Below are 26366 nucleotides of genomic sequence, written 5' to 3'. Positions count from 1 at the left end.
AGAGTTGAACGCTGTGGTGCGTACCGTGATTGCCCGTTCGCCCATCCGGCTGGTGTTCCAGGTGCTGGCGACGACCGCCACCGATCATGTGCTGATGGTGCATGGTCCGGACGGGTGGGTGTTGCCGGGTGGGGAGCTGCCGCCGGGGAAGTGCATGATCCTGGCCGCGCGGGAGGCACTGTGGAAGGCCACCGGCTATGAGCGGGGGCTGACCGACATCCTGGCGGTCACGACCGACACCGACGGCGAGGGTGAAGTCAACCGCATCGTCTATGTGTTGGACGGTCATGTGCTGCCGAAGGTGCCGGCGGACGCCAAGCAGCTGCCTTCCTCCGCGGCCTGGATGCCGTTGCAGGAGTGGGGCGAGGCGCCGCCGTTGGCGCAGTACGCGGTGATGTCCGCCGGGCGTCGCAACCGACTGCCCCTGCTGATCAACGGCGATCGTCCCGAGTCCGCGTTCCTCTGAGCGGGCCCGAGCGGCCGGCCCGACCGGCCAGGTCAGGGCGCCGTGGCGGTGGCCAGGAAGAAGGGGACGGTCAGCAGCAGACGGTCGAGCTGGGCGCGGAGGCGCTGCTCCGCGACCCAGTTGGCCACCTCCGCGGCGCCGAAGGTCTCCTCGGCGCCGCCGGTCAGGGAGAGCAGGAGGGGGAGGGCCGTCGGGCCGGTGAGCACATGGGTGTGCACGGTGAGGGAGACCTCGGCGAAGCCGGCCTCCAGCAGCAGGCCACGGTAGCCGCGGGCGGCGCGCGGGCGGGTGATCCGGTCGGCGCGGGCGTGTACCAGGGCGCGGGTGAGGTCGGGGCGGTCGGAATCGATCAGCATCCCGTCCCAGTCCTGGCCGACCAGCACCATCTGGCCGCCGGGCACGAGGACCCGGCGGGCCTCGGCCAACGCCCGTTCGGGCTCGGCCAGTTCATGGAACACCTTGTCCGCGCGGTAGCCGGCGACCGAGGCGTCGGCGAGCGGCAGCGCGTACGCGTCGGCGATCCGGAAGTCGGCCGTCGGCCAACGGTCCTTGGCCAGGGCGATCATGGTCGGATCGGGATCGATGCCGATCGCCGGCACACCACGTTCGATCAGTTCGGCAACGGCCCGGCCGGCGCCGCAGCCGACGTCGACCACGGGCGCGGGCGCGGTGGTCAACGTTTGGTAGGAGGCGGTGCGCAGCTCTTCGGCGCCGGGCAGCCGATCGGCCAGATCCATCCTGGCGGCCAACTGGTCGGCGGGGGGCGGGGTCCCTGTCATCTCGCCAGCCTAAAACGCTCACGGCCAAGGCGCGCACGGCCGGGACGTTCAGCCGCCGGAGGCATCCGCGTCGGGGAGCAGGGGGGCGGTCACCGTTTCGGCGATCTCGGCGAGGGCGGCGAGCTGGGCGGGGGTGAGGCGGTCGACCAAGTGGCGGCGGACCGAGGAGAGATGAGCCGGGGCGGCCTCCTCGATGGCGCGCCAGCCGGTGTCGGTGAGCCGGGCCACCGTGCCCCTGCGGTCGTCGGCGCAGGCGTCCCGGCTGATCAGCGAGCGGCGTTCCATCCGGGCCAGATGGTGGGAGAGCCGGCTCTGTGACCAGAGCATCGAGCTGGCCAACTCGCTGACGCGCAGCTCCCCTTGGGCCTCGGAGAGCTTGGAGAGCACATCGTAGTCGGGGTCGGACAGGCCGCTGTCCGCGACATGGTCGGCCGCGATCCTGGCGGTGAGCAGCAGCTGCATCCGGCGCCAGGCGCGCCAGGCGCGCTCCTCCTCCGGGGTGAGCCAACGCGGGGCCTGATCGGTCATGGGGGCCATTCTAGGCCAATGCTTGACGTGTCATGTAACCCTGTTAATGTGAATGACGTGTCATGGAAAATAGTGCCGGAGCCGCGTCGGCTGGTCCGGCTGCTGGTCGGGCTCGCTCTCTTCGGGGTCTCGCTCGGGCTGCTGGTCCGTGCCGAGCTGGGGTTGCCGTCCTGGGATGTGCTCCACCAGGGCCTGGCCGACCGCACGGGTGCGCCGCTGGGGCTGATCGTCACCCTGACGGCCGGCCTGGTGCTGCTCGCGTGGGTGCCGCTGCGGGAGCGCCCGGGGGTGGGGACGGTCTGCAATGTGCTGCTGGTCGGTCTCGCCGCCGAGGCCGCGCTCGAACTGCTCCCGGGGCCCGAGCAGTTGGCGTTGCGCTGGGCCTTTCTGCTGCTGGGCGTGGTGACGGCGGCCGTGGGCACCGGGCTCTATGTGGGCGCGGGGCTGGGGGCCGGGCCGCGTGACGGGCTGATGACCGGGCTGGCCGGGCGGGGGCTGTCCATCCGGCGGGCCCGTGCGGTGATCGAGCTGTCGGTGCTGGCCCTGGGGTGGCTGCTCGGCGGAACGGTCGGCGTCGGCACCGTGCTCTACGCGCTGGCCATCGGTCCGCTGGTGCAGATCGCCCTGGCCCGGCTGAGTTTTCGGCCCGCCGCTCCGCCCGCCCGCCCGGGCGGGCCCCTGGGCGTGACCGGCGCCGGCGAACCGCGTTGACCAGGGGGCGCGCCGGCTCCGCCGGGCGGCGATGGCCGCGACCCCGCGCTCCGTACCATCCGAGATATCGAACGAACCCTGCGGTGAGCCCCCGCGCGGCAAGCGGCGCGGGGGCCCGTCCCGAACAGAGAAAGCAGTCGCCTCGTGCCTCGTCTCAGCGTGATCGTCGGCAGTAACCGTCCCCGCTCCAACGGGCTTCCCATCGGCTCCTGGGTCGTCGAGCGGGCGTCCGCCCTCGATGTCTTCGGCGAGGTGGAGCTGGTGGACCTGGCCCGGATCGGGCTCCCGTTCCTGGACGAGCCGGAGCATCCGTCCGCCGGCAACTACCAGCATCAACACACCAAGGAATGGAGCGCGTTGGTCGCCGCGTCCGACGCCTTTGTGATCGTGCTGCCGATGTACAACGGGGGCTATGGCGCGGCGCTGAAGAACGCGCTGGACTTCCTCTACGCGGAGTGGCGGGACAAGCCGGTGGCGCTGCTCAGCTACAGCGCGGGATCCTCCGGCGGCGCCCCGGCCGCCGAGGGGATCAAGCCGGTGCTGGGGCGGCTGGGGATGCGGGTCGTCGCGCCCTCGCTGGCCGTTCCCGGCGTGGACGAGCTGGTGGACCGGGACGCCGGTTTCCGGCCCGGCGGGGAGACGGTGACGGATGTGGACGCGCTGCTGGCCGAGCTGGCGGCGGAACTGCGGGCCCCGGCGGGCGGGCCTCCCGTCTCGTAGGGGGTTTTTACCCGCTTCGGGTCGGGAGACCGGCGTCGATGACGTCGGCTACCAGGGTGGCGCGGACCGCAGTGCACCCCCGCCGGGAGCCCACGGAGGTCGAAGCCGACATACGAGTCGACGTACTGCCGCAGAACGGGCGCCGGACGGGCGGCGATCCCGGTGGCGGTGTGGTCCTCCATTTCGTCAATGTACGTGCCGCGCCCGGCGAACGGAGTCGGCGGCCGCCGGGGCCGGGTCAGTCGAGTCGGTGGCGCACCCAGACGCAGGGTTCGCAGTAGACGGCGTGGTCGTGGGCGGTGTCGCAGTGGACCGGGACCAGGGCGCCGGGGACCTCGACCGGTCCTGTGGTGTCGAACGGCAGGCCCGTCCAGGCGCGCCACTCGGCGAGGGTGCCGGCGATGGTCATCGCCCGGACGGAGACGCCGGCGATGACGCCGCCGGCCCGGACATGGACCCGCAGCCAGGGGTCCTCGGGCAGCCCGTCGGCGCGGAGCCTGGCCGCGTAGTCGGCGACCGGCTCCTTCGGGCGGTGGTGTTTGGCGTTGGGCCGGACCGGGGCGACAAGGGTGCCGAAGCCCGACTCGGCGGCGTTGGCGCGCATCGCGGCGAGCATCGTCGACGAGAGGCCGGTGCCGCGCAGATCGGGTCGGACGGAGATCTCCAGCGCGGAGACCAGATTGCCCCGGCGGCCGGCGAGCCGGTCGAGGGTCGCGTTGCGGATGACCTCGTCCCAACCGCCGGCCGGCAGGGGGGCGTCGGGATCGTCGTCCCAGTGGAACGGCACGCTGTAGCCGCTGGCGACCAGCCGGTCGGGACGGTCCCGGTCGACGGCGATCAGCACATGCTCCGGCCAGGCGGTCCGCGCGTCGGCGTAGTAGAGCGGGCTGATCTGGTCCTGCAGCATAAAGGTGGGCCAGGGGCTGAAGTCGCCCAGCAGCGGCACCAGTTCGGGGTTTCGGGCGGCGGTCGTCACCAGCAGATCCATACGTGTTCCCTCTCGCGCTGCCATGGGCCGGGCGCACGTTACCGGCTCGACGCGCGGCCACGCACCGGGTTTCCCCCGGCGCGCGCGGGACCCCGCCCCGTGGTCCGGTCGGCCACGGGGCGGGGGTGAGTGAGCGGGATCAGGAGGTGGTGAAGAGGATGGAGTCGATGTCGAAGCTGTTCTCCGCCGGCGCGTCGAACACCAGATACAGCTTGTGGGTGCCGGCGAGATCGGTGACCGAGGTGGACTCGGTCAGCTCGTAGGCGTCCCAGTCGCCGGTGGCGTGGATCGGCGTGGTGGCGAGCAGTTCACCGTCGGGGGCTCCGGCGCGCAGCTCGACCGCGCCGCCGCCGTCGGGTGAGGAGAAGCGGTAGCCGACGCTCTCCACGCCCTCGACGCTCATCGGTTCGAAGGCGATCCAGTCGCCGTCGCTGATATCGCCGATCCGCTGGCCGTTCTCGGCTCCTTCCTGGGAGACGATCCGCGTCCCCGCCTGGTCGTGGTAGTACTCGGCCTGCTTGTGCTTCGGCTGGAGGACCGCCCGGCCGTAGCCGGTGAGCGATCCGGTGCCCTCGCCTCCCTGGTCGGTGTAGCGGGCGTTGAGGACGTACCAGAGGTCGGCGCCCTCCGGATGGCCGCCGAGGTCGCCGGTGTTCAGCGTGCCCTCGCAGCCGCGCAGGTCGGTGGTCGGATGCTCGTGGTCGTCATGGCCGAGGGCCGGGTTGACGATGACCTGCTGGCAGTCGATCTCCCCGTCCTCCGGGTCGGTGACCGTCACCCGGTAGGGGATCTGGTCGCCGAACTCGATCAGTTGACCGCTGGTCGGGAAGTCGATGGTCACCGTCGGCGTCGTGTTCCCCACGGTGATGGGGACGTTGGCGTAGCCGGAGACGTCCTCGGCGGTGGTGACTCGGAGTTGGGCGTTGAACTCGCCCACCTCCTGGTAGGTGTGGGTCACCTCGGATCCCTCGGCGTCGAAGGTGCCGTCACCGTCGAAGTCCCAGGCGTAGTCCAGCGAACCGCCGTTGGGGTTGGAGGAGCCCTCGCCGCTGAAGTCGACCGTCAACGGCGCGGGGCCGCTGGTGACCGAGGCGCTGGCCTGGGCGTGCGGGGCCTGCCCGCCGGGGGCGTAGTCGATGCGGTAGAGGCCCGAATCGGAGTTGCCGCCGCCGAACTGGCTGCCCCATTCCAGGACGTACAGCGAACCGTCGGGGCCGAAGGTGAGGTCCATCGGCTTGACGAAGTCCTCGGTGGGCAGGAAGTCGTTGATCTTCAACACGCCGCTGTCGGAGTCCAGTTGGACTTCCTTGACGTAGTTGCGGGTCCACTCGAAGAGGAACTGCGTCCCGTCGTAGTACTCGGGGAACTTGGTGGTCGAGGGGTTGTCCGCGTCATAGCGGTAGACCGGGCCGCCCATCGGGCCCGAGCCGCCCGAGCCCAACTCGGGGAAGGTCGGCGACTCGTCGTAGCCGTACCAGATCACCGGCTGCTGCACCGGGGGCAGTTGCTCAAGGCCGGTGTTGTTCGGCGAGGGATTGGTCAGGTTGTCGCAGTCGAACTTCTCCCCGACCTCCCCGGTGTCGGGGTTGTAGGGCGCGTACGGCTGGTTGTCGCCGTGGCAGAACGGCCAGCGCTACTTTCGGCAAGGGGTAATAGGCTGTCTGTCTTGACAGGTTGACTGGATGTAGGGGGAGTTGCCCGTGCTGGATCATCGGAAGCTGCCGCGCCGTGTGGGGATCTACTGTCGGCTCTCGTACGCGCCCGACGGCTCACTGGAGAAGGTCGAGCGGCAGGAGACGGACTGCCGGCAGCTCGGTGCCAGGCTGGATTGGCCGATCTCTGAGCAGCACGTCTACGTGGACAACTCCCGCTCGGCATGGCAGCGGAACCGCAAGCGCCCGGCCTGGGATCGAATGCTGGAGGCGGTAGAGGCCGGCTACGAGGGTGACGGGATCGACGGGCTGCTGATCTACCACGGGGACCGCCTGATCCGTCAGCCGTACGACCTGGAGACGCTGATCGGTCTCGCTGAGCACAAGGGGTTTCGCGTTGCGTCTCCGTCTGGGACGCGGGACCTGGACTCGCCGGACGACCGATACATCCTCAGGATTGAGGCGGCGGGGGCCTGCCGTGAGGTGGACGCCCTGGTGCGCCGGGTGAGGCGCGCAAATCAGATGTTGGCGGAGAAGGGGTTGCGGAGGGGTGGGGGGCGGTATCGGCCGTTTGGTTTTGGGGTGGAGACGGGGCGTGTGGTGGTGCGGCAGGGGCGGCGGCCGGGCCAGGGGGAACGACTGGTGCCGGAGGTGGACTGGAACCAGGTGCGGCCTGATGAGGCGAAACTCATTGTTCAGGCGGCGGAGCGGCTGCTAGCGGGGCAGCGGACGTATGCCATTGCGAGGTGGTTGAGCACTAGGTGCTCGACGACGGCCGGCAATCCGTGGAGTCGTCCCGCGTTGCGGGCGATGTTGTTGTCGCCGCGGATCGCTGGTCTGACGGAGTACGAGGGGACGCTGTATCGCGCGGTGTGGGATCCGATTATCTCGCACGAGATGTGGGAGGGGGTGCGGGCGGTGTACCGGCACAATGCCGAGGCGCAGCCGCACAGGGGGCGCGAGCGTCGGAGTTTGCTGTCGGGTGTCGCCGAGTGCGGGCGTGGCTGTGGTGGGCGGTTCCGGGCGGCGTCAGGGGGGCGCCGGAAGGCGTCCAGGCTCTATGCGTGCGAGGGCTGTGGCCTTGCACGGAACATGCAGTACGTGGATGCCTGGGTGGAGGGGCATGTGGTGCAGCTGTTGCAGGATCCGCGGCTGGCTGAGGAACTTGCGCGGGGCGCTGGGCGTCCTGGGGTGGCTGCGGAGATCGGTGCTCTGGAGGCACGCAAAGCGGAGCTGGAACGGGTGATTGAGCAGGCGGCTGATGACCCCGATGTCGATCCGGTGCTTGCCATGCGGACGTTGGCCGGATACAAGCGGCGGCTGGATGGGTTGCGGCAGGAGTTGGCGGGGAGTTCGCGGTTGCGGATGGTGGGGCGACTGATGGGTGTGTCGCGGGAGGAGTGGGAGGCGGAGCCGGTGGATGTGCGGTCGGCGGTGGTTGCGGCGTTGTTTCGGGTGGTGATCATGCCGGTGGGGCGGCGGGGGCCGGGGTTTGATCCGTCGTCGGTGTTGGTGGAGCGGCGTCTCGGGGAGGGTGGCTAGCGGGGGCGTCCGCGTTGGCGGGGTATTGGCGGGGAGTCGGGGGGGCGTATGAGGCGGAGTGTGCGCTCTTCCGGGTTGGGCTGTGTGTTGCGTTCGTGCTGGATGAGGATGCCGCGTAGGTGGGCGATGTCGAGGTGTAGGGCGTTCAGTTGCGTCTGTATGGCGCGGCGGATGTGGCGCGCGTAGACCAGGGCCGCGCTGGCGATGACGATGGCGGTGGCGCTGACTGCGAGTAGCACTATTTGTGGCATACATGTCCCTCCGTGGTCACACTGTCACGGGGGGCGCATCCTGCGAATCGAAAGTGCTTCCGATGTGATCGTTTTGTTACTGGGAGCCTCTGGGGGTTGCGATGGCAGAGGTCGATTCATTCTGGTGCTGTAGCTGTTCTAGTTGCGCTCGCAGTTCGCGCACTTCTGCGCGCAGTTGCCGATTCTCTTGGCGTAGCTCTGTGGCGACTCGACGCACGCGCACGGTGGCGATGTAGTCGGCGCGCTCTGCGGGGGTTGTGGCGTGCTGGCGCCAGATTTCCAGCTCGACCGGATGGCTGAAGACGACCTCATCGGGTGGTGGGGGGATGTCGCTCGCGGTTGGTGTGGCCGCGCTCGGTGGTCCGGGTGGCCTGGTCAGGCCGTCCTTGATGGCGCGGAGCGCAGATGCGGCGCCCGCGCGGCCGGCCGACTCCAGCTCTTCGGGGGTGACGCCGACCGCGTTGGCCATTTTGGCGAGGGTCCCGTCGGGTGCTCGCACGCTTTTGTAGCCGCCCTTGATCGCTTGGCAGCCGGTGACGATTTGGCGCCAGTGACTCAGAGAGATGCCGGCCGCTTGGGCGGCGTCCTTGACTTGGATGCGCAGACTCCTTTGTGCCGTCTCGATAAGGGCGCCCTCTGGGCGCTGCGGTGGGCGTTCACTCATGCGGTCACCATTCCATACCGTGGCACATTGAATCCACCTGTAGCGGAGATTGGCCAGGTCAGAGGGCATCTGCGTGCGCGTGAGTCGCCCCGAGGTGCCACGGTGAATGTCACAAATAGGAGCTGCGCGCACTTCTGCGCGCACTCGAGTTGCACTGCGCGCAGTGCGGCGCTACCGTTACCGGCATGACCGTGCGTAAGTACCGCAAACGGGGTTCACCGCTGGATCACGACCCGGAGGCGCTGCGGTGGGCGCGACAGCACGCAGGGCTGACGCAGCAGCAGCTCGCAGACCGCGCTGGCATCGCGTGTTCCCTGGTCAGGGACATGGAGAACGGTCGGCGGAATGCCACTCCGGAGAATCGCGCCCGCTTGGCCGGCGCCCTGGGGTGCCCTCCGATGCTGCTGGAGCGCAAGGAGCCCGCAGAGGGGGCCCCAGTGCTGGAGGTTTTGACTATGGATGCGCGGCGATGAGCGCCGCGTGGCCGTGCGATTGCGGCGCATCGAACGGCGATGAGCGCAGTTCCTGCGGGTCATGTGGCCGTGGCCGGGCGCACCACCGTCGTCTCGACGACGTCGAGTTGGTCTGGCAGGCGGGGTGGGCCGCGCAGTGTGTGCACCGCTCCAGCCCGACGCACTGCGCCGACTGCCGCATGACGGATCGGGAGATCGCACTGGTCGCGACACTCCTGACACGCCACAACTCGACTGCAGCCAACGCCGCATAACGACTGGGGCCGCCCCCTACCCGCTACGGGGGGACGGCCCAGGCCCACCTGCATCCCCGAACACCGATGACGAGAGGTAGGCGCTATGCCCAACCCTACTGTCCCCCCGGCGGCACTGACACCGCCTGATCCGGCCGTCGCGCGCGGCATTGCCCGCGACCGGAACGCGCGAGAGATGGATGCGCTGCTGGGCTACATGCCACTGCCGCACTCCACTATCACCCCGACCCCAACCGAGGTCGGCGTGACCGTTGCCACCCTGGATGACCTGGCGGAGTGGGCCCTCGCGCTGGGAGGCACGCCGGCGATCTCCCCGCCGTGGGACGGCGTTGAGACGTGGGCCCTCCACACCACCATCCCCGTCGGGGACGATCGGCGTCGCTTGCGTGCCCGGGTCGCCGCGCTGGCGCCGGTCGACGCCCCGGTGCCCCCTGCGCTGGAGGGTGCCTCCCGTATGAGGCTGGGCGCGGTCCCCACCCCGATCTATGTGGATCGGCGGCCCGTTGGGGCCGCGTTGGATATCACCGCGCACATGGAGCGGGTACTGCGCACCCTCGCAGAGGCGTACGTGGACACCCCGGACGAGATCGGGGAGATTTTTGAGCGGCTGCTGGTGGAGCCGGAGTTCGGGCCGGCCCGGGAGATGGATGGCCTGATCGACTCCCTGGACGCGGGTGAGATCCGCCTGTGGCAGCCGGGCCGCATGGCTGACCAGCTGGCGGCGTGTGCCTCTCCGGAGGAGCGGAGCCTCATGGCTGAGGCGCGGCGGCCGATCCCTCCGGCTGGCCCGGGGGTGGCGGCATGACGGTACGGCTGCCCATCGCGATGATCCTCGGCGCGATTGTTGCCCTGGTCGCGTTTTGGCTGGCGCTGCGCGGTGTGAGTAGCGGGCGGTCGGAGAGGCGTGCCGCTGAGGTGTTGGGTGACCGTGAGTCGCTGGTGCAGGGGCTGGCTGTGGCGTATCTGGCTGACCCGCACGCGGTCACGGATCGCCTGCGGATCGTCGCCAACCACACCAGCGAGCTGGCCAACCTGTCTGGTGCAGGGGCTGCTGAGGAGGCCAAGGGGCGGCCGAGGCGGCGCAGGGACGCGGCGACGCGGGCTCTGCTGGAGATGGCCTCGCCGGAGTACGCGCGTGCGCGTCGTGAGGAGGTCGGCCTGTGACCGGCACGAGGGACACGCTGGGGAGGAAGGTCACCGGGGGCGCTGCTGTCTCCGGCGGGATCACCTCCGGGCTGACGATGCGCCAGGTGACGCTGCTCGGTGCGATGGTCCGGGCCGAGGACGGCCGTCGGTGGGACGGGGCGCGGGTGTGTGCCCTGTACGCCGGCCATGGTGTGGTGCTGACCGATCCGGCCGAGGCCGAGCGGGACCTGGTGGCGCTAGCCGATCGCGGGTTCGCGATCGGCCACGGGCCTGGTGTTGATGGCGAGTGCTGGTACGAGATCGCCGGAGGCGCACGGTGACCGATCCGAGGTGGGCCCGGGAGACCGACAACGGGCGTTACTACGAGGACCCGCAGGGCGGCCCGGACCTGGTGTCCGTCACCAACGTGCTGTCCACCGGGGTCGCGAAGCACGCGATCACTCCGTGGGCCGTGAAGGTCACGGCCGAGTACTGCGTGAACAACCGGCTGACCGTGGCGCGGCGTGCGCTGCGGGACCGCGCGGAGCTGCTGAAGGACATCAAGAAGGTGCACCGGGACGCACGGGAGAGCGCGGCCGATCTGGGTACGCGCATCCACCACCGGGCGCACATGATGGCGCTGGGCGCCCCGTACCCGCCGGATCCCGAGGTGGACCCGTACGCGCGGCAGTTGGCGCGCTGGTGGGAGTCCTGGGGAGTCGATCTCGATCGGCACATTGAGGCCGCCGAGATGACGTTCCTGCACAGGGCGTTGGGCTATGCCGGCACGGGAGACTGCCTGATCTGGCTGCCCACAGGCCCTGGCTGGTCGCTGGAGTTGTGGTTGATCGACTACAAGACGTCGGCGAAGCGGCCGGCGAAGCAGGTCTTCCCCGAGCAGGCCATGCAGTTGGCCGCGCTGCGGTACGCCGAGACCGTGCTGCTGCCGGACGACTCCGAGATGGCGGTGCCGGCCGTGGCCCGCACCGGGATCTTGAACTTGCGGCGCCGGTCGCGGGCGCTGGTGCCGATGCCGGGTGACCGGCGGGCGTGGCGGGCGTTCCGTGGCGCGCTGGAAACCACGAAGTGGATGCACGCCAGCGCCGGCAACACCTACGAGGCGCTGACGCCGCCGCCAGCCGAGTCCCGGGAACTGGTCGACGCCGGTGCGGGGAGGGCCGCCTGATGGGGGCGCGCATCATCACCCGGCAGCGCACGGCCCGGGAGCTGGGCCGGTTGCGTACCGGCTACAGCCAGCCCAGCGAGGACCCGAACAAGCGGCCCCGCCCGGTCAAGTCCCGCACGTGGGTGGTGACCTCGCACGCCGAGCACTACGTGCAGGCCGCCGCCGAGCAGTGGGGCGGCACCGTTGAGCGGTGGCAGCCGCAGGGCACTGGGCCGGAGCAGTGGCGGGTCATCACCGAAGCGGAGGCGATCGATGCCCTGCTGCCCCCTGGGGACCCGTTGTCTCAGTACAACGAGATGTGGTCCAAGGGCGGCTGCCAGCGGCGGTGTGACGGGCAACGGGAGTTGATCTCCCGCCGGTCGTGCCTGTGCGAGGCCGAGCACGGCGAGTTCTGGTACCAGATGCCCAAGGGCACGGTGTGCTCGGTCACCTCGCGGATCAGCGTGGTGCTGCCGGACCTCCCCGACGTGGGGGTGTGGCGGGCCGAGACCCACTCGTTCTATGCCTCGGGTGAGTGGCCGTCGACGGTGGACATGGTGCTGGCTGGCACCGGCGGTAAAGGGCTGGTGCCGGTGCGGCTGCGGATCGAGCCGCGTCAACGTGTCGCCAGCGGCATGACTAAGCGTTTCCCTGTCGTGGCCGTTGAGGTGCGCGGGTTGACGCCGCGCCAGGCGCTGTCCGGGCCGATCCCCACCTCTGTTGCGCTCAACCCCAGTGGGGACACGGGGCCGCGCGCTCTGGAGGCGCCGCGCTCCAGCCGGCCGGACTACACCGCGCGGGCCGAGGCCGGCCTGACTGCCGAGGATGTGCGCGATGTGTGGCGGGAGGCGCGTGCGGCCGGGCACTGTGCGGCCGACGGCTCCGACCCGCTCTCGCAACAGCTGACGGAGATCGCCGCCCGCCGGCAGCGGGAGTTCGAGGAGGACGTGCGCGACGCGACCGCCGCCCCGCCCCCGGCGGTAGAGGAGCCGCCCGTTGAGGCGGAGATCGTCCCGGATGACGAGCCGGCAGGGCTGTGGCGCAGCATCCTCACTCGGGCTGCCGAGCGGGGCCTGTCCGAGCGACAGGCCGAGGCGGCGTTCGCGCGCCTCAACGAGGGGCTGCTTCCGGCCGAGGCTGGGCCGGAGCGGCTGGCTGCGTTCCTGGCAGCGATGGGAGGCGGGGCGTGACCCGGCACACGGGTCCCATGGTCGGTTTCGACCCGGGGACGGAACGGGCGCTGATCCCGGTGGGGAAGGCGGTTGCCGATGCGTAGGAGGAGACGCGGTCTGCTGCGGCGGGTCGTGGCCTTGCGTGCGGTCGTGGCCCGGGAGCGGGCGGCTCGGCGTACCGCAGAGCAGCGTGCAGCGGCCGCGGCTGCGTCCGCTGCCGACTTGGCGCGCGAGTTGAAGGAGCTGGACAGCCGGCTCATGGGAGCTAACCGCCACCTGAACCACCAGTTGGAGCTGATCGCCGCGCTGCGCATGGAACGGTGCGTGTCTCGCGCGCAGACGGCTCGGTATCGGTCTGCGTGGCAGTCGGCGCGGCGACGAGCGGCGTACTACTACGCGCGGATGCACAGGGAGCGTGGCCGATGCTCCGTGCTGGCGTCCCAGCTGACGTCGGTGCTGGCGCTCCCCGCGCCGAGGGATAGGGGAGACCGGTGACCGTCGTGGCGGCCGTCGCGCTGGCGGTGTGCGCGGTCGTGCTGGTGTGGGCGTGGTGGGCGCGGCTGGTGCCGACTGGCCGCCGCCGCGCCCCGCGCCCGGGGCTACTGGTTCGCCTCGCTGCCGATCCTCCGCCTGAGCCTGAGCCTGAGGCCGGTTCTGTCCGGGAGTGGGTGCGGCTTACGCCGCCCCCGATGGAGACCCACCAGGGGTCTCCCAACTGACCGCCGCCGCCCCCGCCGTGCCGCTGCCCCTCCCCCCATGCAGCGCCGGGCCGGCCGGGGCGGCGGCATCCAACACGACTGCCGGAGCACTGATGACGATGACATCGATCACGTTGTGGCTGGTCGCGGTGGCGGGGCTCCCCGCCGCCGCGCTCTGCCGCACAACCAGCCCTGTGGAGGAGCTGGCTGACGAACTGGCCGCGCGAGGTGAGGGTCGTGGCTGACCTGACCACCATGGTGGTGGTGTGGGGCGGCCCGTGGCTGCTGGGCACCTCGGTGCTCCTCGGCACCACGGGCATGGCCGTCACCGCCGGAGTACGCGCGGTGTGGCGGCGGGTGCGCCCGCCGGCCGAGGTCGAGCAGCAGCTCGGGCCTCGGGCCCGGCTGGCGGGCATCTGCCTGGACTGGGGCCTGGGCCCGGACGAGACGCGGGAGCTGCTGGAGCGTCACCTCGCCACGGCTGCTCACCCGTCCCGTGGGGGGCGATGTGGCTGCTGGCGTGCGGAGACCACACAGGAGATCACGCAGCCCGATCCGGATGGGCCGACGCTGACCGTGTCGATGCCGGAGGCGCGCCGTGGATGACGACCAGGCCGTGGCCGAGGTGCGGCGTATCGCGGAGGCCGCGATCGGGCGGCACACCGGGCACCCATACCCGGAGGGCATCCGGTCGGCGGTTGCCGACGAGCGGGACGGTGACGGCGGGGCGGTCGTGGTGCTGCACCTGCTGTTCGGCCAGCACGCCATAGCGGTCGAGCGGGCGCTCATCGACGCCGGCTGGTGGGTTGCGCCTCTCCCGCCCATCCCCGGCAATTACGGCCCCCGGCTGCGGGTCTCGGCCGGCCGTCCGCCGGAGCTGCCCGCCCCGCCGAGGCCGGTGTACCGGCCGTTCGTGGCGACCGGGCCGCCGCAGCCTCCCCGGCCCGCGTGGGCCGCCAATACGACTGACCGCCGCCGGTGATCACGACGCGCGAAACCCGCCCCGCCCCCATTCGCGCTGGGGGCGTGGCGGGCCGCACTAACCAGGAGACCACACACCCCATGCACACCACCACAAGCCCTGACCCCGGCGCCGGCCGGCGGCCCCAGGTTGTCGGGCTCGACCTGTCGCTCACCGCCACGGGTATCGCCTACCGCGATGGCACCACCGGAACCGTGAAGACCAAGACCAGGGACGGTGACCGCCGGCTCCTCCAGATCGAGGAGGCTGTCCAGATCGCGCTCGGGGGCGAACTCGCTCTGGCGCTCGGCCCCGGACCGGACCTCGTAGTGCTGGAGGACCTGCCGACCCACGCGAAGGCGGCAGGGATCGTCGGTATGGTCCACGGCGCCGTCCGGACGCTGCTGTGCCGGCTCGACATCCCCTACGCGGTCATCACCCCGGCCACTCTCAAGGCGTTTGCCACCGGCCGCGGCAACGGCGACAAGGCGGCCATGGCGATCGCCGCCTACAAGCGCGGTGGGGTCGAGTTCACCGACGACAACCAGTGCGACGCCTGGTGGCTGCGCGCTGCTGGCCTCGAACACCTCGGCGTGCCGATGGTTGAGCTGCCGGCGGCGCAACGGGCACGCCTGGAAAGGGTGGGCTGGCCGGAGGTTGGCCCGTGGCGCAGGTGACGTTCGGGCAACGGGCCGAGATCGAGCGGCGGTTGCGTGCTGGTGCCCCGGTGCAGCGGGTAGCCCGTGATCTCGGGCTCGCGTGGCGCACGGTCAACCGCATCCGGGACGAGGCGGGGATGCCGCCTCGGTCCCGGGGGCGCCGCGCCACTGCGCCGTTGCTGCATCGGTGGGCACAGCACGCCGTGCTGGTCGACGGCGGTCATGTGAGGTGGGACGGCCCCCGAGACCGCAGGATGCCGGAGATCAACCACCGTGGCCGTCACTACCCCGTGCGCCGCCTCGCTTTCGTTTGGGCCAACGGTCGCGAGCCCGTGGGGCATGTGCTGCCCGAGTGTGACATGCCCGAGGACTGCGTAGCCCCGACCCATCTGGACGACACCGCCGGACGTCAGCGGGTGCGTGAGGCGCTGGCTGCGCTGCTCGGGATTGCCAACGCGGAGGAGTGCCGGCGAGGCCACGACCAGGCGGTGTGGCGGCGCCGGCTGCCTGATGGCACCGCCTACTGCCATGCCTGTGTGCGGGAGAGGCAGGGGCTGGGGTGAGTGGCATCGACAAGATGGCTGTGGACGCGGTGCTGTCTGGCGGCCCGCCGGATGGCCTGTCCCGCAGGGAGCGGGTGGAGGCCACGGCGCGGCTGCGTTCACGGGGGTGGAGTGCGCGGCAGATCGCCGGCCGGCTCGGTGTGTGCCAGCGGACGGTGTCTCGGTACATCGCCGAGCTGCGGGAGGCCGGCCGGTGACGCACGCGGAGGTGGCGGTGCCCGGGGTGGCCGCCTCGCTGTGGGTCGGCCTCGGGCGCCGGCTACGGGATGGGACGTGGATGGAGGTACCGGCGGCGGACTACTGGTGCGGCCGGTGCGGTGCGTTGCTGTCGGCAGCTGGCGAGGAGGCCGTGCCGCCGTTCGTGGCCCAGGTGCGAGGCGAGCACCGGGCTGCCTGTGTAGGACATCCCGTTGCGCCGGCCGGCGCGACGGACATCAACGATCCGATGACGATGAGGAGTTACTGACGTGCCGATCAACCTGAGCAAGGTCGAGACCGAGGCGCCCGCGTTGGTGTCGCTGGCGAAGCAGGCTGCGGTCGCGTTGGAGCAGCGCGGCCTCGGCGACGCCTCGGCTGCGGTGTACCTGGTGCTGGACCACTCCCGCTCGATGCAGCCGCACTACCGCAGTGGCGCGGTGCAGCGGCTCGCCGAGCAGGCGTTGGCGCTGTGCGCCCACTTGGACGATGACGGCGTGGTGCCGGTGGTGTTCTTCGGATCGGAGGCGGCGCCGGCCGTGGACGTGCGCCTGTCGGAGTACGAGGGCGTCATTGAGCACCTGCATGTGCGGCAGCCGTGGGGGACGACGAATCTGCCGGCGGCGATGCGGGCGGTGGTGGCGCACTATCGGGCCTCGGGCTCGGCGGACCCGGCGCTGGTCATCACACAGACGGACGGCAATCCCAACTCGCGCAGGGACGCGGCCCACACGATGCGAGATGTCTCTGGGCTGCCGCTGTTTTGGTCGTTCGTGGGGTTCGGGGACCGGATCGAGTTCCTGGAGAAGCTGGACTCTCTGAGGGGCCGGCGGGTGGACAACGCCAGCCTGGTGCACGCCGCCGACCCGCACGCCATGGGCGACGCCGAGCTGTACGACGGGCTGCTCCACGAGTATCCGGCGTGGCTGGAGGCTGCCCGGGCGGCTGGCGTCCTCCCCGCCTGACCTCCGCACCCCTTGAGCCCCTGGTGGCTCGCGCTCCCCTGTCTTGCCCCCGGCGCGGGCCGCCAGGCCCCAACTGCCGCGCGCCCTGCGAGGTTTGCCGTCGGGCGGCGCCCAGGCCGCCCACATCCCGCCCGAGAGAGAGCCCCTGTGACAACTTTGATGGAGCGTGCCCGTGTGTCCCTGGCCACCGAACTGCCGGCCGTGGGTGACGCGCTGCTGGGCCGATATGCCGAGCTGGTGTGCACCCACGGCGATCGAGTGACCGAGTACCTGGTGCACGACGAGTGGGAGACCCACCACGGTGAGATGCCTCTCGCCCTGGATCAGCGCCCGGACGAGGTACAGCGCGAGATCGCTGCGGCCACGGTGGCGGTCAGGCGCGTGAGCGAGTGGTTGCGTGGCCTGCACGGATTTTTCATGCCGGGCCGTTCCTACGGGCACCCGACGGAGGGCGAGTTCCACGTCTCGCACGTTGCTGTCCCGCCGCCTGGGTGGGACTCCCCTGGTGACGGGCTCGGGGTGGCGTTCGGATGGCGGCGGATCCTGCGGGACATCCCGTTGGCCGGGACGGATCACTACAGGATCTCCATCCCCTCACACCACGTCGAGGCGTATACGACGCCGGACTACTACGGGTGGCGGCCCGTGCAGGTGACGCCCGTCTCCGGCGGCGCGGGTGGTGACGCCTGATGCCGCGGCTCATCCCTGGGCAGGTGCCCACGATCCGGCTGGCCGCTGCCAACGGGGTGAGTAAGCCGGACGCGGCCCGCGTGCTGCGGCACATCGCCGATGCGTGGGATGCCGAGAGCGGTGAGGGCCGGTGATTGCCCCGGAGCCGTTGACTGCTGGTCAGGCGTTGGTGCGGCTGAGCCAGTACCGAGAGCGCACCAGCACGTGGTCCACCGCCACCTACAACGACGGCACCGAGCGCGCTCTGGCCGACATCGCCGGGGCGCTCGCCACCGAGGTCGAGCGGCTGCGGGCCATCACGGACGGCCCGGTGTGCTCGGAGGAAGCGGCGCGGGCGGTCGGGTTGGATGTGCCGCCGGGTGTGGTGGCGCTGGAGGCCATGGCCGAGACCATGCTGCGCGCCTATGGCGATGAGCCGTCAGCCCTGGCTGACCTGGGGCGCGCGGTACTCCTCTCCACGACCGAGATCCGCCGCCTGCGGACCGAGCATGCCCATGCCGCCGCTGCTCTGGCCGAGCAGGCGCAGCGGTACGGGCGGCTCCTGCGGGAGCACAACGCGGACCGCGAGGAGCTGGAGCAGCTGCGTGCTCGCATCACCGAGCCGATCCAGCAGCGCGACGACCTGCTTGTGGAGGACGCTCGGCGCGAGACGGCCACCGGGGCGCCGGTCGCTGCGGGACCCGCGACGGACGCCTGTCGCGCCGAGGGGTTGCGGGAGGCGGCGGGAGGTGCTGACCGTCACGAATTGACTCGGCGGGATCTCCACAATGCCTGGGGCAAGGCCGAGGCGGGCGGGGCGAGCCAGTGGGCTACGCCGGCGGCGATCGTGCGAGAGGCCCTGTCGGATGTGTCGCCCGGGTCGTTGACGCCTGCTGGCCGGGACTATCTGCACGAGGCGTACCGCGTGCCCGATGCCGCGACCGTGTGGCTGGTCTGGAAGGACGCGCGGGCTGAGGGGGCGCGGCTGGACTATTTGGAGCGTATCGCTGAAGTGGGGGTGGCTCGGGCTGCTGGCGAGTGGGACCGCGCTGCCGAGGGCGGTGACGGCCGTGGCTGAGTACCGCAAGCTGACGCAGGACGAGCTGCTGGCCGAGGCCCGGGAGCGGTTCGGCGACGATACGGCGCGGTGGGCGGCGTACGGCCTGTTCAGGGGGCCATGGGAGATCGTGCTGCCGGACGGCCGGAGCCTGTGGGGGTTCCCTCTGGCGCTGGCTTCCCCGGCGGAGGAGGGCGCTGCCGCTCCGGAGCCTGCGGTGGGGCAGGTGTGGCAGGACGCCGACCGGCGTGTGCCTGGCCGCTACCTGCTGATCCAGGAGATCACCGACACGCACGCCGTGATGATCCCCGTCGCCTACGACCCGGCGACGGGTGGCGTTACTCCTCAGCCTGTCGCGCGTGGCCGGAGGCGGCAGACGCGCGTGCAGTTGCGCCGTCTGCGGCCGACCAGCAGCGGCTACCGGTACATCACCACCGTGGCGGGAGGTGTCCTGTGATGGGTCGCCCGCCCAGGCCGGTGCTGCCGTGGAACAGCGACAAACCCCACCGCTGCCCTGGCTGCCATGCGGTTGCGGTGTCCGCCGAGGAGCCTCGCCCGTGGCATATCTACACCTGCTGCCGCTGCTCGGCCAGGTTCGCTGGCTGGGCGCGGCTGCGGTGGTTGCTGCCTCGTGTGGGCATCCGGTGCGAGGAGCACCGACGGCCCGGAGGCGACGGAGGTGAGTCGTGACGCCCGTGACCCGCTACCCCGACAGCCAGCCGCCCACGCCGTTCGGCTGCCGCTGGTGCGGCACCGAGCAGCGCGGCCACGGCTCCCGGTGGGTCGCGTCGGCCGGGATGCACCAGTGGGAGCAGCCCACCCGCGCCCAGATCCTCGCCCGGATGCGGGCCAGGCGTGCGGCGGACGTGCGCCGCCGGGCCGTCGGCTCAGCGACCGGAGGTGCGTGATGGACCGCTGCGAGGAATGCGGACAGCCCTACTGCCGGGATTGCCCGACCCACTACTGCTGCGAGCCGTGCCCGTGCTCGCGCAGCCACCGCTGCGCCTGTGAGTGCGACACCTACGACCGCTGGCTCACCAACGCCGACTGAACCAACTACCCCAACCCCGAGAGCGAGCACGCCATGAACCAGCAGCCCGTCACCATCCCCGCCAAGGTCGCCGCGCACGTCCTCTACCACGAGAACCGCGGCGGCTACCCGCCCGGATCGTTCACCGCCAAGCTGCTCGAAGCCTGGGCGTGGGCCGACGACGACAACGCCTCCCGCCTCAGCGATGCGTGGCCCGAGTACGCCGCAGCCCTGGCCCTGGTCGGACAGCGCGGCGGACTGGAGCGACTGCGCGCCATCGCGGCCGGACAGTAGCCGCCCTCTCCCGTACACCACCACGCGCCAGGGGACCTCGATGCGCTCACCACACACCACGCCGCGCGGCGTGGCTGCCGGCTGCGGCCGGCGTGGTCAGCGTGTCCAGGTCCCCTGGCGCGTGGTGGCCGACCAGGCGTACGACGACCGGGCGTTGCCGGTGTACGTCAAGGTCGCGGCCCTGTCCGCGCGGCGCGAGTCGTGCACGGCCGGCGTCCACTACATAGCGGCGTCGCTCGGGATGCCGGTGTCCTCGGTTGAGAAGGGGCTCACCGCGCTGATGCGCCCCACCGGGGCCGACGAGCTGACCGAGGTGCACTCCCGGCGGCGCACGCACCGCGGGGGGCGCGGCCAGACCGCCGAGCGGTCCGTCCGGCCCGTCGCCGACGGCGAGCGGTGGGTGTGGCTGCCGGTGGCGGCGGCCGAGGCCCTGCCGCCGCGGCTGCTGCGGCTGTACGCCGGCATCGCCTACGCTCAGGCCCGTCAACTGCCCGTCACCCTCGCGGAGCTGGGCCGGCTGCTCGGGGTGGGAGCCAGCCGCGCCCGGGTGCTGGTGCGTGAGCTGGAGGCCACCGGGTGGATCGGCGTCCAGCAGCGCTCCGGTCGGCAGGGCCGGCACGTGTACGTGGCGCACCGGCATCCCCTGCACGCTGTGCCCGGGGCTGGTGAGACTGAGGCACCTACCGGGGCATCTGCCGAGGTGCCGGACGCTGGCCGGGGAGAGGCGCCCGAGGGGCCGGCGTGCGGAGGCGAGGACCAGGCGCTGGCCGCCGGCCGGGCCCGGCTCGCTGTCCTGCACGGGGATGGCCACGACCTGGACGAGGGCCAGGAGTACGGCGAAGGTTCCGCCAGCACGCCGGCGGCCGATGGGTGCCAGCTCGAACTCGCCCTCGGCGCCCCGGAGGAACTGCCGGGCCAACTCGAACTCCCCCTGGCCGCTGACGAGATGGGCGGGGCGAGTCCTCACCTCTCAGGCGGATCGGGTCATGATCACTCCGGCGGATCCCTCGCGACAGAGGAAGACCTACCACTCACTGACGTTGAGTACCTGCCCACTGCCGTCTCTACGTCCCGCCGTAGGCGGCAACTACGCGTAGCGCGCGCGGGCGTGGGCTCGGACCGCTTCGCGGCCCGGACGGACAACCACAGCTCGACCACCAACCAGACCATCAGCAGCGGCGACAGCGGGCGCGACGGAAGCAGCAGCGAGGACCCGGCGCGGGCTGCTGCCCGGCCGGGCCACGTCCCGGGGTGGGCCCGCCGCGAGCCCACCGCCAGCGGCGCCGGCCAGGAGCAGCGGCCGGGGGCCGGCGCGAGCCATCCCGGTGCCGGCATCGGCACGGCCAGCAGCAGCCCCGCCACCGGCGAACGTCAGCGGCGCTCTCCGGCCAGCGGCGACCGCGCGGCCGGCACTGCCCCAGCCGGCTACACCGGGCCAGGCCTGACGCTCGCGCCGCGGATCTGGGCTGTCCTGGAGCCGGTGCGGGACCTGCTGCCCGAGATCCGGCCGTACATGTTGCGCCGTGCTGCCCGCGCCATCGGCGCCGAACTCGGGCCTGCTGGTGGGCCGGCCGAGCCGGGGATGGTCGACCGCATCCGGCGCCGCATCGAGGCCCGCCGCGCCAGGTTGGACGGCGGCCGGCCCCACGACCCCGCAGCCTGGTTGCTGCATGTCGGCATCGCCCGCTGGGGCTGCAACCTGCCCGACTGCGACGGCGGGCTGCTGTACCGGCCATGGGCGCCCGGCGAACCGGTGGAGTGCCCGGTGTGCTCGGCCGAGGTGGCACGCCGCCGGCTGGCCCGGGTCCAGCACGAGCGAATCGCTGCCGGCCTGTGCCCTCACCACGCCACCCCCATGACGCGTTCCGGGGCCTGCCCCGGGTGCGTGACCGACCGGGCGGCCGGCGTGCCGATCCCGGAACTGCTGCCGCCGCCCCAGCCCAGGGCGGGCGCCACTTCGACACGAAGCTCGCGCCCCGACGGGCTTGTTCGTGACACCACGAAAAAGCCAGGTCAAACCCACAGTCAGGCCCCTGGCGTCCTTCCGGCCCCGGCCATCCTCCGGCGCACTGCCGGCCGCTGCTCCGACTGCGGCACGCACACCGACGCGCTCACCCACGGTGTGTGTGCCACCTGCCGGATCGAGGCCGAGACGACCGAGTTGGTGGCCGACATCGCAGAGATCGCCCCAGCGGTCGGCGACCTGAACGATCTGGCCGACATCGAGGAGCGCGCCGAGCACGGCCGCAGCCTCGCCTACCTCTCGATCGACCAAGCGCAGCACGCCGCCCGCGCCCAGGGCGCCGACCGGCACGCTCAGGCCCTCGCGGGCCGGCTCGCCGCCACCGAGCTGCGCGACCGCGCCACCCGCGAGGCGACCACGCGCCTCACCCGCAGCACCCCCACACCGGCCACCGGCGCTGCCCCGGCGGGCACCGGCCGCCAACTCCTCAACGACCGCCTGGACATGCTCCGCGCAAGCCTCGCCGACGCGCACGCCGACGACCAGCACGACCAGGCCACCTGCCCCCACGGCCGCGCCCAGCACCACGCGTGCTGGCGCTGCCTCGCCCACACCAACCGCCGCCCCGCCGCGGCCTGATCGACCGGGAGCACACATGCCGCACCACCACATCGACACCACCGCCGGCACCGTAGGAGTAGACGCGGCAGAGCCGATCCCCGGTCTGCTCGTCTACGAGCTGCCGCCCGGATTCTGCGATGAGGCGAGCGACCGCTGGTACCTGGCGCACCGGAGCAACGGATACTCCCTCGCCTGTTTCCCCACGCAGCAGGCCGCGACCGATGCGGCCAGCGCGGTGGCTGCGCTCGTGGACTGGACACAGGACATGGACACCATCGCGTCACAGCAAGACGTCCCGACGCACATATCAGACCTGGAGTCGATCCTCCGGGACGCCGGCGGTTCCTGGCCAGAGCCGTGCTCCTGTCACACCCACGATTCGCCATTGTGATGACCCCCTGCCTCGCCCACACCAACCGCCGCGACGCGGCCTGAGCCACCCCGGAGTCAGATATGAGCCACAGCGATGCCCTCGGCGCACGAGAAGGCGCGATCAACCATTTCAACTCTGCAAGCAGCGAGATCCACAAGCTCGACGGCGTTTCTGTCAACCGGAAAGAGCTGACAGGCATCGTCCAGGCCCGTGCCCAGCTCGCGATGGCCGCAGCGCTTGTCTACCTCGGCGACGCCATCCGCGAAAACCGCACCCCGCCCGGAGCGCGACGATGAGCACGCCTGCCCGCCTGCCCTACGACGAGCACTGGCAGGGCCATGTCCTCGGTGCCGATGCCAGCCACCGATACCTGTGGCTCTGGTACGGCTACAACATCCGCCTCATCGCCACACCACACGGCTCCGAGGGGCTGACCAGCTACGACCACGGCTGGTGCTACCCGCGCGACCCGGCCGCCGTCGAGGCCGCCTACACCGCCTGGGACCCCAACACCCAGGACGAGCCGGACGGCTGGCACAAGCGCGCCACACATCCGGCGAGACGAGCCCCACACCGCGAGTCCGATCCCGAGTACAACCGGCCTCGGTGCGCCCACGGCTGCTACAGCGACCAGGGCTGCCGCACCATCAACTGCCCAGACAGCCCGCCCTCACTCATAGGAGAGCCATGCCCCGTAAGCCCAACGGCCGCCGCGTCAGCGGAGACCCCCGCCGGAGCGGCGGCGACATCGCTGGCCCCGGCGGGCCCCACGACCGCAACGCCGTGATCGTCGACACCACCAACGCTGTCCTCCTCGATGCCTCCACCGTCTCGCAGGTCGAGACCGCCGACGGTACCCCCGCCCTGGCCATGCTCCTCGAAGGGCGCATCAACCGCAGCAGCGATCGCGCCAGGAACCTCTACCTGATGAATGAGGACGGCGCCGCCGCGCTCGTCACCGAACTCCTCGCCCTCGCCCACCGCATGGGCCCCGAGTTCGGCCAGCGCTTCACCGGCCGTATCCAACACCTCATCGACACCAACGCATTCACCGGCCAGCAGGGAGAGCAACCGTGACCAAGTGGGTCCGCGGCCGCCTCAACCACCCCTGAACGAACGGACCCTCACATGCCTCTCTTCCTCCTCGGCCTGCTCCTCGGCGCCCTCTCCGGCGGCGGCACCTACGCCCTCACCTCAGACAGTCAACTCGCCGCCATCGTCGGCCTGATCGTCGCCGTCGTCACCTGGCTCGGCCACGCACTGATCGTCCTTGTCGACGACTGACAGGAGCCCTTTTGATGCACACCATCCACCCCGGGCAGGTCTACGCGGCCTGCCACCCCGCCGACGTAGACGCTGCTGGGCGCCCCCGCCAGATCAGGGTCGAGGACGTCGGGCCCACCACTCCCGGCCTGCCGGCGTTCGGCAAGGACGACGCCTGACGCCATGCCCGCCCGACACCCGCTGTGCCGCCGCTGCCTGGCCCCGGTCGCCGTCACGACGACCGAGGCCGGCCGCATGCTGCTCATCGACCCGACCCCGGACCCTCAGTACGGCAACACCGCCGTGCACCGGGACGCGACCGGACGCCTGCGCTCCCGCCGGATCACTGCGGAGCGGCCGGCGATGCCGTGGGAACGCGTGTGCGTCCCGCACGCCGCGACGTGCGCGGCCAACCAGCCACAGCGGCCCGGCGGACGGGCCGACACGCACGCCGAACAGCCCCGTCCCGCGCCGCAGGCTCGCCGCCGTAGCGCCACCGGGCTGCCGGCCGGCGTGGTGTCCCTCACCGACTACCGCCGCCGGAGGCGCACATGAGCCCTGACCCTGCCTGGCCCGCCGAATGGCTCCGAGGCGTACCCCCATTCCTCCGCGGGCTGCCGGAGCCCCCGCCCTGTACTGGCAGCCGCATCCACGACGGCGGCACCCCAGCCCAACAGCGAGACGCATGCGCCATCTGTGCCACCTGCCCCGTCCGGCAGGCATGCCGCGACTGGGCACTGGACCACCCCACCGAGGCCGGCACCGCCGTCTGGGGCGGCCTCACCCAAGACGACCGTAAGACCGTGCGCCGCCGCAGGCCGCGCCGATAGACGAAGAGGAAGCCCTGTGCTCGAACCGCCCCCCGAACGTCGCCAGCCGCACTACCAGCGCATAGCCGCCGACGTCCGCGAGCAGATCATGGGCGGCAGCCTGGCTCACGGTCAGATCCTGCCGTCCGAGGCCCGCCTCGCTAGCCACTACGGGGTCTCAGTCCCGACCCTGCGCCAGGCTCTTGCCGTGCTCGTCACTCAGGGGCTCGTCGACAAACAGCATGGCCGGGGCAACTTCATACATTTCCCTACGCGTTCCTACACGCCCGACCCATCCCTGCCGCCGGTCGTGCTCTGCGACATCGACGGCACCCTCGCCCTTCACCACGACCGCGCCCCCTTCGAGTTCGCCCGCTGCGACACCGACCGCCTCAACCACCCGGTGCGCGACACGCTGGTGGCATGGCGGCATACCTATGGCGCCGGCATCGTGCTGCTCTCCGGCCGGCCCGACACCTGGCGGACCGAGACCGAGGCATGGCTGTACAGCAACGGAGTGCCGCACGACGAGTTGTGGATGCGGCCGGCCGACGACTACCGCCGCGACGACATCCTGAAAGCCGAGCTGTTCGACGCCCAGGTGAGGGGCCGCTACAACGTGCGGCTCGTGCTGGACGACCGCGACCGCGTCGTCGCCCTGTGGCGGCGCCTGGGACTGCCGACCTGGCAGGTCAACTACGGGACGTTCTGATGGCGTTGTGGGAAGTTTCTGCCAGTGCCAGCCTCGGCGTGTTTGTATGCGCATCCCTCGCCCTCAGGTGTGGACACATCCGGCCGCGCGCGTTCTTCGCGTGGATGGTCCTGGCACACGTCCTGCTACTCGCGGGATCGATCTCCGTCGACAGCCGGGCCGGTGCTGCGATCAACACGGCGGGCGCGGCCTGGGCGGCGTGGAACTGGTGGAACTCCGGTGGCGGTGACGGCACGCGCCGCCGGCTACGCGCCCTCGCCCGCCGCTTCCGGCCCGTCCGTCGCACCGCCCCCGCTACTACGTGAGGACCACTCATGTCTGAGCAGATCATCGCCCTGCCCGTGCGCCGCCTCGTGCGCGACCTGCAACTCTCCCACCCGCTGGCCGAGTTCGGCTCGCACTCGTGGCTGGTGCCCCCGCCCGAGGGCGACCCCAGCGGGGAGCACGGTCTGGTCCAGCCCGTGCTGGAGCGGTACGAGTGGGGCCACACCTACCAGGCCAGCCAGATACGGCTGGCCGTCGAGCGCGGGCTCATCACCCTGGGCGACCTGGCCGAGATGCCGCAGTACCTGCACGGGCCGGCTGGACGCGAGTGGCGTGAGGGGACGCGAGGGAGACAGGTCGAGTTGACGGAGGTCGGGCTGGCCCTGGTGCCGCGGGGAGGGCACGGGCTCCCCGCTGAGCTGGTGCGAGCGGCTGGTGGTTGGGGGTGATGCGGCGTTCAGGTGCTGGCGTCCGGCGGGGGTTTCGACGGGCTTTTTCGCGGCCTGCCCCCTCTTCGTGCGCGGCGCGCGGCCAACTCCTCTTCTGCGCCGGCCAGCTCGGCGCGGTCGTGGTCGTCGCCGCGGGTGGTGATGACGGCTCGGATGTGGTCGAGGAGGTCGGCGGTCCGGTCCTGGCCGGGCCCGAGGGCGCGGCCGTAGGCGGCCCACATGCGGCGTGGGATGCGGAAGCGGGTCGAGAAGGTGTGGTCCTTGTCGTCGTCGGCCATGCCGGTCATGTTCCCACACGGTTCGACCACACCCCAGCTTGTGTGGGTACACG

40 protein-coding genes and 1 pseudogene are annotated in these 26366 nt (G+C 71.4%); 35 read left to right on the top strand and 6 right to left on the bottom strand.

Annotated features, from left to right (window positions below; all coding sequences use genetic code 11):
* Positions 1–16 precede the first annotated feature (16 nt).
* Positions 17–466, top strand: a complete 450-nt coding sequence (locus tag AOM46_RS23710; RefSeq protein WP_158920610.1) for an NUDIX domain-containing protein — start codon at positions 17–19, stop codon at positions 464–466.
* 32 nt (positions 467–498) lie between these two features.
* Here AOM46_RS23710 and AOM46_RS23705 read toward each other — a convergent pair whose 3' ends face one another.
* Both AOM46_RS23705 and AOM46_RS23700 read right to left on the bottom strand, forming a co-directional pair.
* On the bottom strand, positions 499–1245 hold the full coding sequence (locus tag AOM46_RS23705; RefSeq protein ID WP_062214767.1) for a methyltransferase domain-containing protein: 747 nt from the start codon (positions 1243–1245) through the stop codon (positions 499–501).
* A gap of 48 nt (positions 1246–1293) precedes the next feature.
* Positions 1294–1773, bottom strand: a complete 480-nt coding sequence (locus tag AOM46_RS23700; protein ID WP_062214766.1) for a MarR family winged helix-turn-helix transcriptional regulator — start codon at positions 1771–1773, stop codon at positions 1294–1296.
* A 57-nt stretch (positions 1774–1830) separates the two neighbouring features.
* Between AOM46_RS23700 and AOM46_RS23695 the strand changes: the two genes are divergently transcribed.
* Both AOM46_RS23695 and AOM46_RS23690 read left to right on the top strand, forming a co-directional pair.
* Positions 1831–2484 (top strand): YitT family protein, encoded by a 654-nt coding sequence (locus AOM46_RS23695; protein WP_062214765.1) that lies wholly within the window; start codon positions 1831–1833, stop codon positions 2482–2484.
* 144 nt (positions 2485–2628) lie between these two features.
* Complete coding sequence (locus AOM46_RS23690) at positions 2629–3204, top strand: NADPH-dependent FMN reductase (RefSeq protein ID WP_062214763.1); 576 nt, start codon at positions 2629–2631, stop codon at positions 3202–3204.
* A 238-nt stretch (positions 3205–3442) separates the two neighbouring features.
* Here AOM46_RS23690 and AOM46_RS23685 read toward each other — a convergent pair whose 3' ends face one another.
* Together AOM46_RS23685 and AOM46_RS23680 are read right to left on the bottom strand one after the other, a co-directional pair.
* On the bottom strand, positions 3443–4192 hold the full coding sequence (locus AOM46_RS23685) for a hypothetical protein (protein ID WP_062214761.1): 750 nt from the start codon (positions 4190–4192) through the stop codon (positions 3443–3445).
* Positions 4193–4331: 139 nt separating this feature from the next.
* A pseudogene (locus AOM46_RS23680) lies at positions 4332–5822 on the bottom strand (carbohydrate-binding protein); the annotation flags it as partial.
* Positions 5823–5892: 70 nt separating this feature from the next.
* Between AOM46_RS23680 and AOM46_RS35895 the strand changes: the two are divergent.
* Positions 5893–7386 (top strand): recombinase family protein, encoded by a 1494-nt coding sequence (locus AOM46_RS35895; RefSeq protein ID WP_062214759.1) that lies wholly within the window; start codon positions 5893–5895, stop codon positions 7384–7386.
* 327 nt (positions 7387–7713) lie between these two features.
* On the opposite strand, the gene AOM46_RS34235 is transcribed toward AOM46_RS35895, so the two are convergent.
* Positions 7714–8301 carry a hypothetical protein gene (locus tag AOM46_RS34235; protein WP_158920608.1) on the bottom strand — a complete coding sequence of 196 codons (588 nt, stop codon included), beginning with the start codon at positions 8299–8301 and terminating at the stop codon, positions 7714–7716.
* A 185-nt stretch (positions 8302–8486) separates the two neighbouring features.
* On the opposite strand from AOM46_RS34235, the gene AOM46_RS32470 reads away from it, so the two are divergent.
* From AOM46_RS32470 to AOM46_RS23550, 31 genes are all read left to right on the top strand, one after another.
* Positions 8487–8774, top strand: coding sequence for a helix-turn-helix domain-containing protein (locus AOM46_RS32470; protein ID WP_078857159.1), 288 nt, complete (start codon positions 8487–8489; stop codon positions 8772–8774).
* 429 nt (positions 8775–9203) lie between these two features.
* A complete protein-coding gene (locus AOM46_RS23665) occupies positions 9204–9833 on the top strand; it encodes a hypothetical protein (protein WP_062214755.1) in 630 nt (209 codons plus the stop codon).
* Complete coding sequence (locus AOM46_RS23660) at positions 9830–10192, top strand: hypothetical protein (RefSeq protein WP_062214753.1); 363 nt, start codon at positions 9830–9832, stop codon at positions 10190–10192. Before AOM46_RS23665 ends, AOM46_RS23660 begins: the two co-directional genes overlap by 4 nt.
* On the top strand, positions 10189–10494 hold the full coding sequence (locus AOM46_RS23655; protein ID WP_062214751.1) for a hypothetical protein: 306 nt from the start codon (positions 10189–10191) through the stop codon (positions 10492–10494). The genes AOM46_RS23660 and AOM46_RS23655 overlap by 4 nt, the downstream gene beginning before the upstream one ends.
* On the top strand, positions 10491–11339 hold the full coding sequence (locus AOM46_RS23650; RefSeq protein WP_062214750.1) for a hypothetical protein: 849 nt from the start codon (positions 10491–10493) through the stop codon (positions 11337–11339). The genes AOM46_RS23655 and AOM46_RS23650 overlap by 4 nt, the downstream gene beginning before the upstream one ends.
* Positions 11339–12508, top strand: coding sequence for a hypothetical protein (locus AOM46_RS23645; protein ID WP_062214749.1), 1170 nt, complete (start codon positions 11339–11341; stop codon positions 12506–12508). The genes AOM46_RS23650 and AOM46_RS23645 overlap by 1 nt, the downstream gene beginning before the upstream one ends.
* A gap of 793 nt (positions 12509–13301) precedes the next feature.
* The gene (locus AOM46_RS35890) at positions 13302–13433 is read left to right on the top strand and encodes a hypothetical protein (protein ID WP_267887824.1); all 132 of its coding nucleotides are present in this window, start codon (positions 13302–13304) and stop codon (positions 13431–13433) included.
* Positions 13426–13794, top strand: coding sequence for a hypothetical protein (locus AOM46_RS23635; protein WP_062214746.1), 369 nt, complete (start codon positions 13426–13428; stop codon positions 13792–13794). Before AOM46_RS35890 ends, AOM46_RS23635 begins: the two co-directional genes overlap by 8 nt.
* Positions 13787–14170, top strand: a complete 384-nt coding sequence (locus AOM46_RS23630) for a hypothetical protein (RefSeq protein ID WP_062214744.1) — start codon at positions 13787–13789, stop codon at positions 14168–14170. Before AOM46_RS23635 ends, AOM46_RS23630 begins: the two co-directional genes overlap by 8 nt.
* Before the next feature lie 80 nt (positions 14171–14250).
* Positions 14251–14826, top strand: coding sequence for a hypothetical protein (locus AOM46_RS23625; RefSeq protein WP_062214742.1), 576 nt, complete (start codon positions 14251–14253; stop codon positions 14824–14826).
* Positions 14814–15371 carry a hypothetical protein gene (locus tag AOM46_RS23620; RefSeq protein WP_062214740.1) on the top strand — a complete coding sequence of 186 codons (558 nt, stop codon included), beginning with the start codon at positions 14814–14816 and terminating at the stop codon, positions 15369–15371. The genes AOM46_RS23625 and AOM46_RS23620 overlap by 13 nt, the downstream gene beginning before the upstream one ends.
* Positions 15368–15568 carry a helix-turn-helix domain-containing protein gene (locus AOM46_RS23615; protein WP_062214738.1) on the top strand — a complete coding sequence of 67 codons (201 nt, stop codon included), beginning with the start codon at positions 15368–15370 and terminating at the stop codon, positions 15566–15568. The genes AOM46_RS23620 and AOM46_RS23615 overlap by 4 nt, the downstream gene beginning before the upstream one ends.
* Positions 15565–15837, top strand: a complete 273-nt coding sequence (locus AOM46_RS23610) for a hypothetical protein (protein ID WP_062214736.1) — start codon at positions 15565–15567, stop codon at positions 15835–15837. Before AOM46_RS23615 ends, AOM46_RS23610 begins: the two co-directional genes overlap by 4 nt.
* Position 15838: 1 nt before the next feature.
* Positions 15839–16531: a VWA domain-containing protein gene (locus AOM46_RS23605; RefSeq protein WP_062214734.1), complete on the top strand. Its 693-nt coding sequence runs from the start codon at positions 15839–15841 to the stop codon at positions 16529–16531.
* 174 nt (positions 16532–16705) lie between these two features.
* Positions 16706–17221: a hypothetical protein gene (locus AOM46_RS23600; RefSeq protein ID WP_062214732.1), complete on the top strand. Its 516-nt coding sequence runs from the start codon at positions 16706–16708 to the stop codon at positions 17219–17221.
* A complete protein-coding gene (locus AOM46_RS35885) occupies positions 17221–17355 on the top strand; it encodes a hypothetical protein (protein ID WP_267887823.1) in 135 nt (44 codons plus the stop codon). The genes AOM46_RS23600 and AOM46_RS35885 overlap by 1 nt, the downstream gene beginning before the upstream one ends.
* Positions 17352–18278, top strand: coding sequence for a hypothetical protein (locus AOM46_RS23595; protein ID WP_062214730.1), 927 nt, complete (start codon positions 17352–17354; stop codon positions 18276–18278). The genes AOM46_RS35885 and AOM46_RS23595 overlap by 4 nt, the downstream gene beginning before the upstream one ends.
* Entirely contained in the window at positions 18271–18714 is a 444-nt protein-coding gene (locus AOM46_RS23590) for a hypothetical protein (RefSeq protein ID WP_158920606.1), read from the top strand. The genes AOM46_RS23595 and AOM46_RS23590 overlap by 8 nt, the downstream gene beginning before the upstream one ends.
* Before the next feature lie 229 nt (positions 18715–18943).
* Positions 18944–19165 carry a hypothetical protein gene (locus AOM46_RS23585; protein WP_062214725.1) on the top strand — a complete coding sequence of 74 codons (222 nt, stop codon included), beginning with the start codon at positions 18944–18946 and terminating at the stop codon, positions 19163–19165.
* A 176-nt stretch (positions 19166–19341) separates the two neighbouring features.
* Positions 19342–19581, top strand: coding sequence for a hypothetical protein (locus AOM46_RS23580; protein WP_062214723.1), 240 nt, complete (start codon positions 19342–19344; stop codon positions 19579–19581).
* A 40-nt stretch (positions 19582–19621) separates the two neighbouring features.
* Positions 19622–22183 carry a hypothetical protein gene (locus tag AOM46_RS33490; RefSeq protein ID WP_158920604.1) on the top strand — a complete coding sequence of 854 codons (2562 nt, stop codon included), beginning with the start codon at positions 19622–19624 and terminating at the stop codon, positions 22181–22183.
* Between the two features lie 16 nt (positions 22184–22199).
* Complete coding sequence (locus tag AOM46_RS23570) at positions 22200–22556, top strand: hypothetical protein (RefSeq protein WP_062214719.1); 357 nt, start codon at positions 22200–22202, stop codon at positions 22554–22556.
* A 62-nt stretch (positions 22557–22618) separates the two neighbouring features.
* On the top strand, positions 22619–22834 hold the full coding sequence (locus AOM46_RS34230; protein ID WP_158920602.1) for a hypothetical protein: 216 nt from the start codon (positions 22619–22621) through the stop codon (positions 22832–22834).
* Positions 22831–23325: a hypothetical protein gene (locus tag AOM46_RS34225; RefSeq protein WP_158920600.1), complete on the top strand. Its 495-nt coding sequence runs from the start codon at positions 22831–22833 to the stop codon at positions 23323–23325. Before AOM46_RS34230 ends, AOM46_RS34225 begins: the two co-directional genes overlap by 4 nt.
* Positions 23322–23615 carry a hypothetical protein gene (locus AOM46_RS23565; protein ID WP_158920598.1) on the top strand — a complete coding sequence of 98 codons (294 nt, stop codon included), beginning with the start codon at positions 23322–23324 and terminating at the stop codon, positions 23613–23615. The genes AOM46_RS34225 and AOM46_RS23565 overlap by 4 nt, the downstream gene beginning before the upstream one ends.
* A gap of 51 nt (positions 23616–23666) precedes the next feature.
* Positions 23667–23822 carry a hypothetical protein gene (locus AOM46_RS34220; protein ID WP_158920596.1) on the top strand — a complete coding sequence of 52 codons (156 nt, stop codon included), beginning with the start codon at positions 23667–23669 and terminating at the stop codon, positions 23820–23822.
* A gap of 14 nt (positions 23823–23836) precedes the next feature.
* On the top strand, positions 23837–23980 hold the full coding sequence (locus AOM46_RS34215; protein WP_158920594.1) for a hypothetical protein: 144 nt from the start codon (positions 23837–23839) through the stop codon (positions 23978–23980).
* A gap of 4 nt (positions 23981–23984) precedes the next feature.
* Complete coding sequence (locus AOM46_RS23560) at positions 23985–24356, top strand: hypothetical protein (RefSeq protein WP_062214715.1); 372 nt, start codon at positions 23985–23987, stop codon at positions 24354–24356.
* Positions 24353–24631 carry a WhiB family transcriptional regulator gene (locus AOM46_RS36170; RefSeq protein WP_078857122.1) on the top strand — a complete coding sequence of 93 codons (279 nt, stop codon included), beginning with the start codon at positions 24353–24355 and terminating at the stop codon, positions 24629–24631. Before AOM46_RS23560 ends, AOM46_RS36170 begins: the two co-directional genes overlap by 4 nt.
* Before the next feature lie 16 nt (positions 24632–24647).
* A complete protein-coding gene (locus AOM46_RS35590) occupies positions 24648–25322 on the top strand; it encodes a GntR family transcriptional regulator (RefSeq protein ID WP_062214713.1) in 675 nt (224 codons plus the stop codon).
* A gap of 314 nt (positions 25323–25636) precedes the next feature.
* On the top strand, positions 25637–26035 hold the full coding sequence (locus tag AOM46_RS23550) for a hypothetical protein (RefSeq protein WP_062214711.1): 399 nt from the start codon (positions 25637–25639) through the stop codon (positions 26033–26035).
* Positions 26036–26043: 8 nt separating this feature from the next.
* Here the strand turns inward: AOM46_RS23550 and AOM46_RS23545 are convergent, their stop codons facing one another.
* Positions 26044–26313 (bottom strand): hypothetical protein, encoded by a 270-nt coding sequence (locus tag AOM46_RS23545; protein WP_158920592.1) that lies wholly within the window; start codon positions 26311–26313, stop codon positions 26044–26046.
* Between the last annotated feature and the right edge of the window lie 53 nt (positions 26314–26366).

The sequence above is a fragment of the Streptomyces sp. NBRC 109706 genome, assembly GCF_000974485.1.
GTDB lineage: Bacteria > Actinomycetota > Actinomycetes > Streptomycetales > Streptomycetaceae > Streptomyces.
The sequence above is the reverse complement of the archived record's forward strand: the minus strand, read 5'-3'. Positions and strand labels throughout refer to the sequence as shown.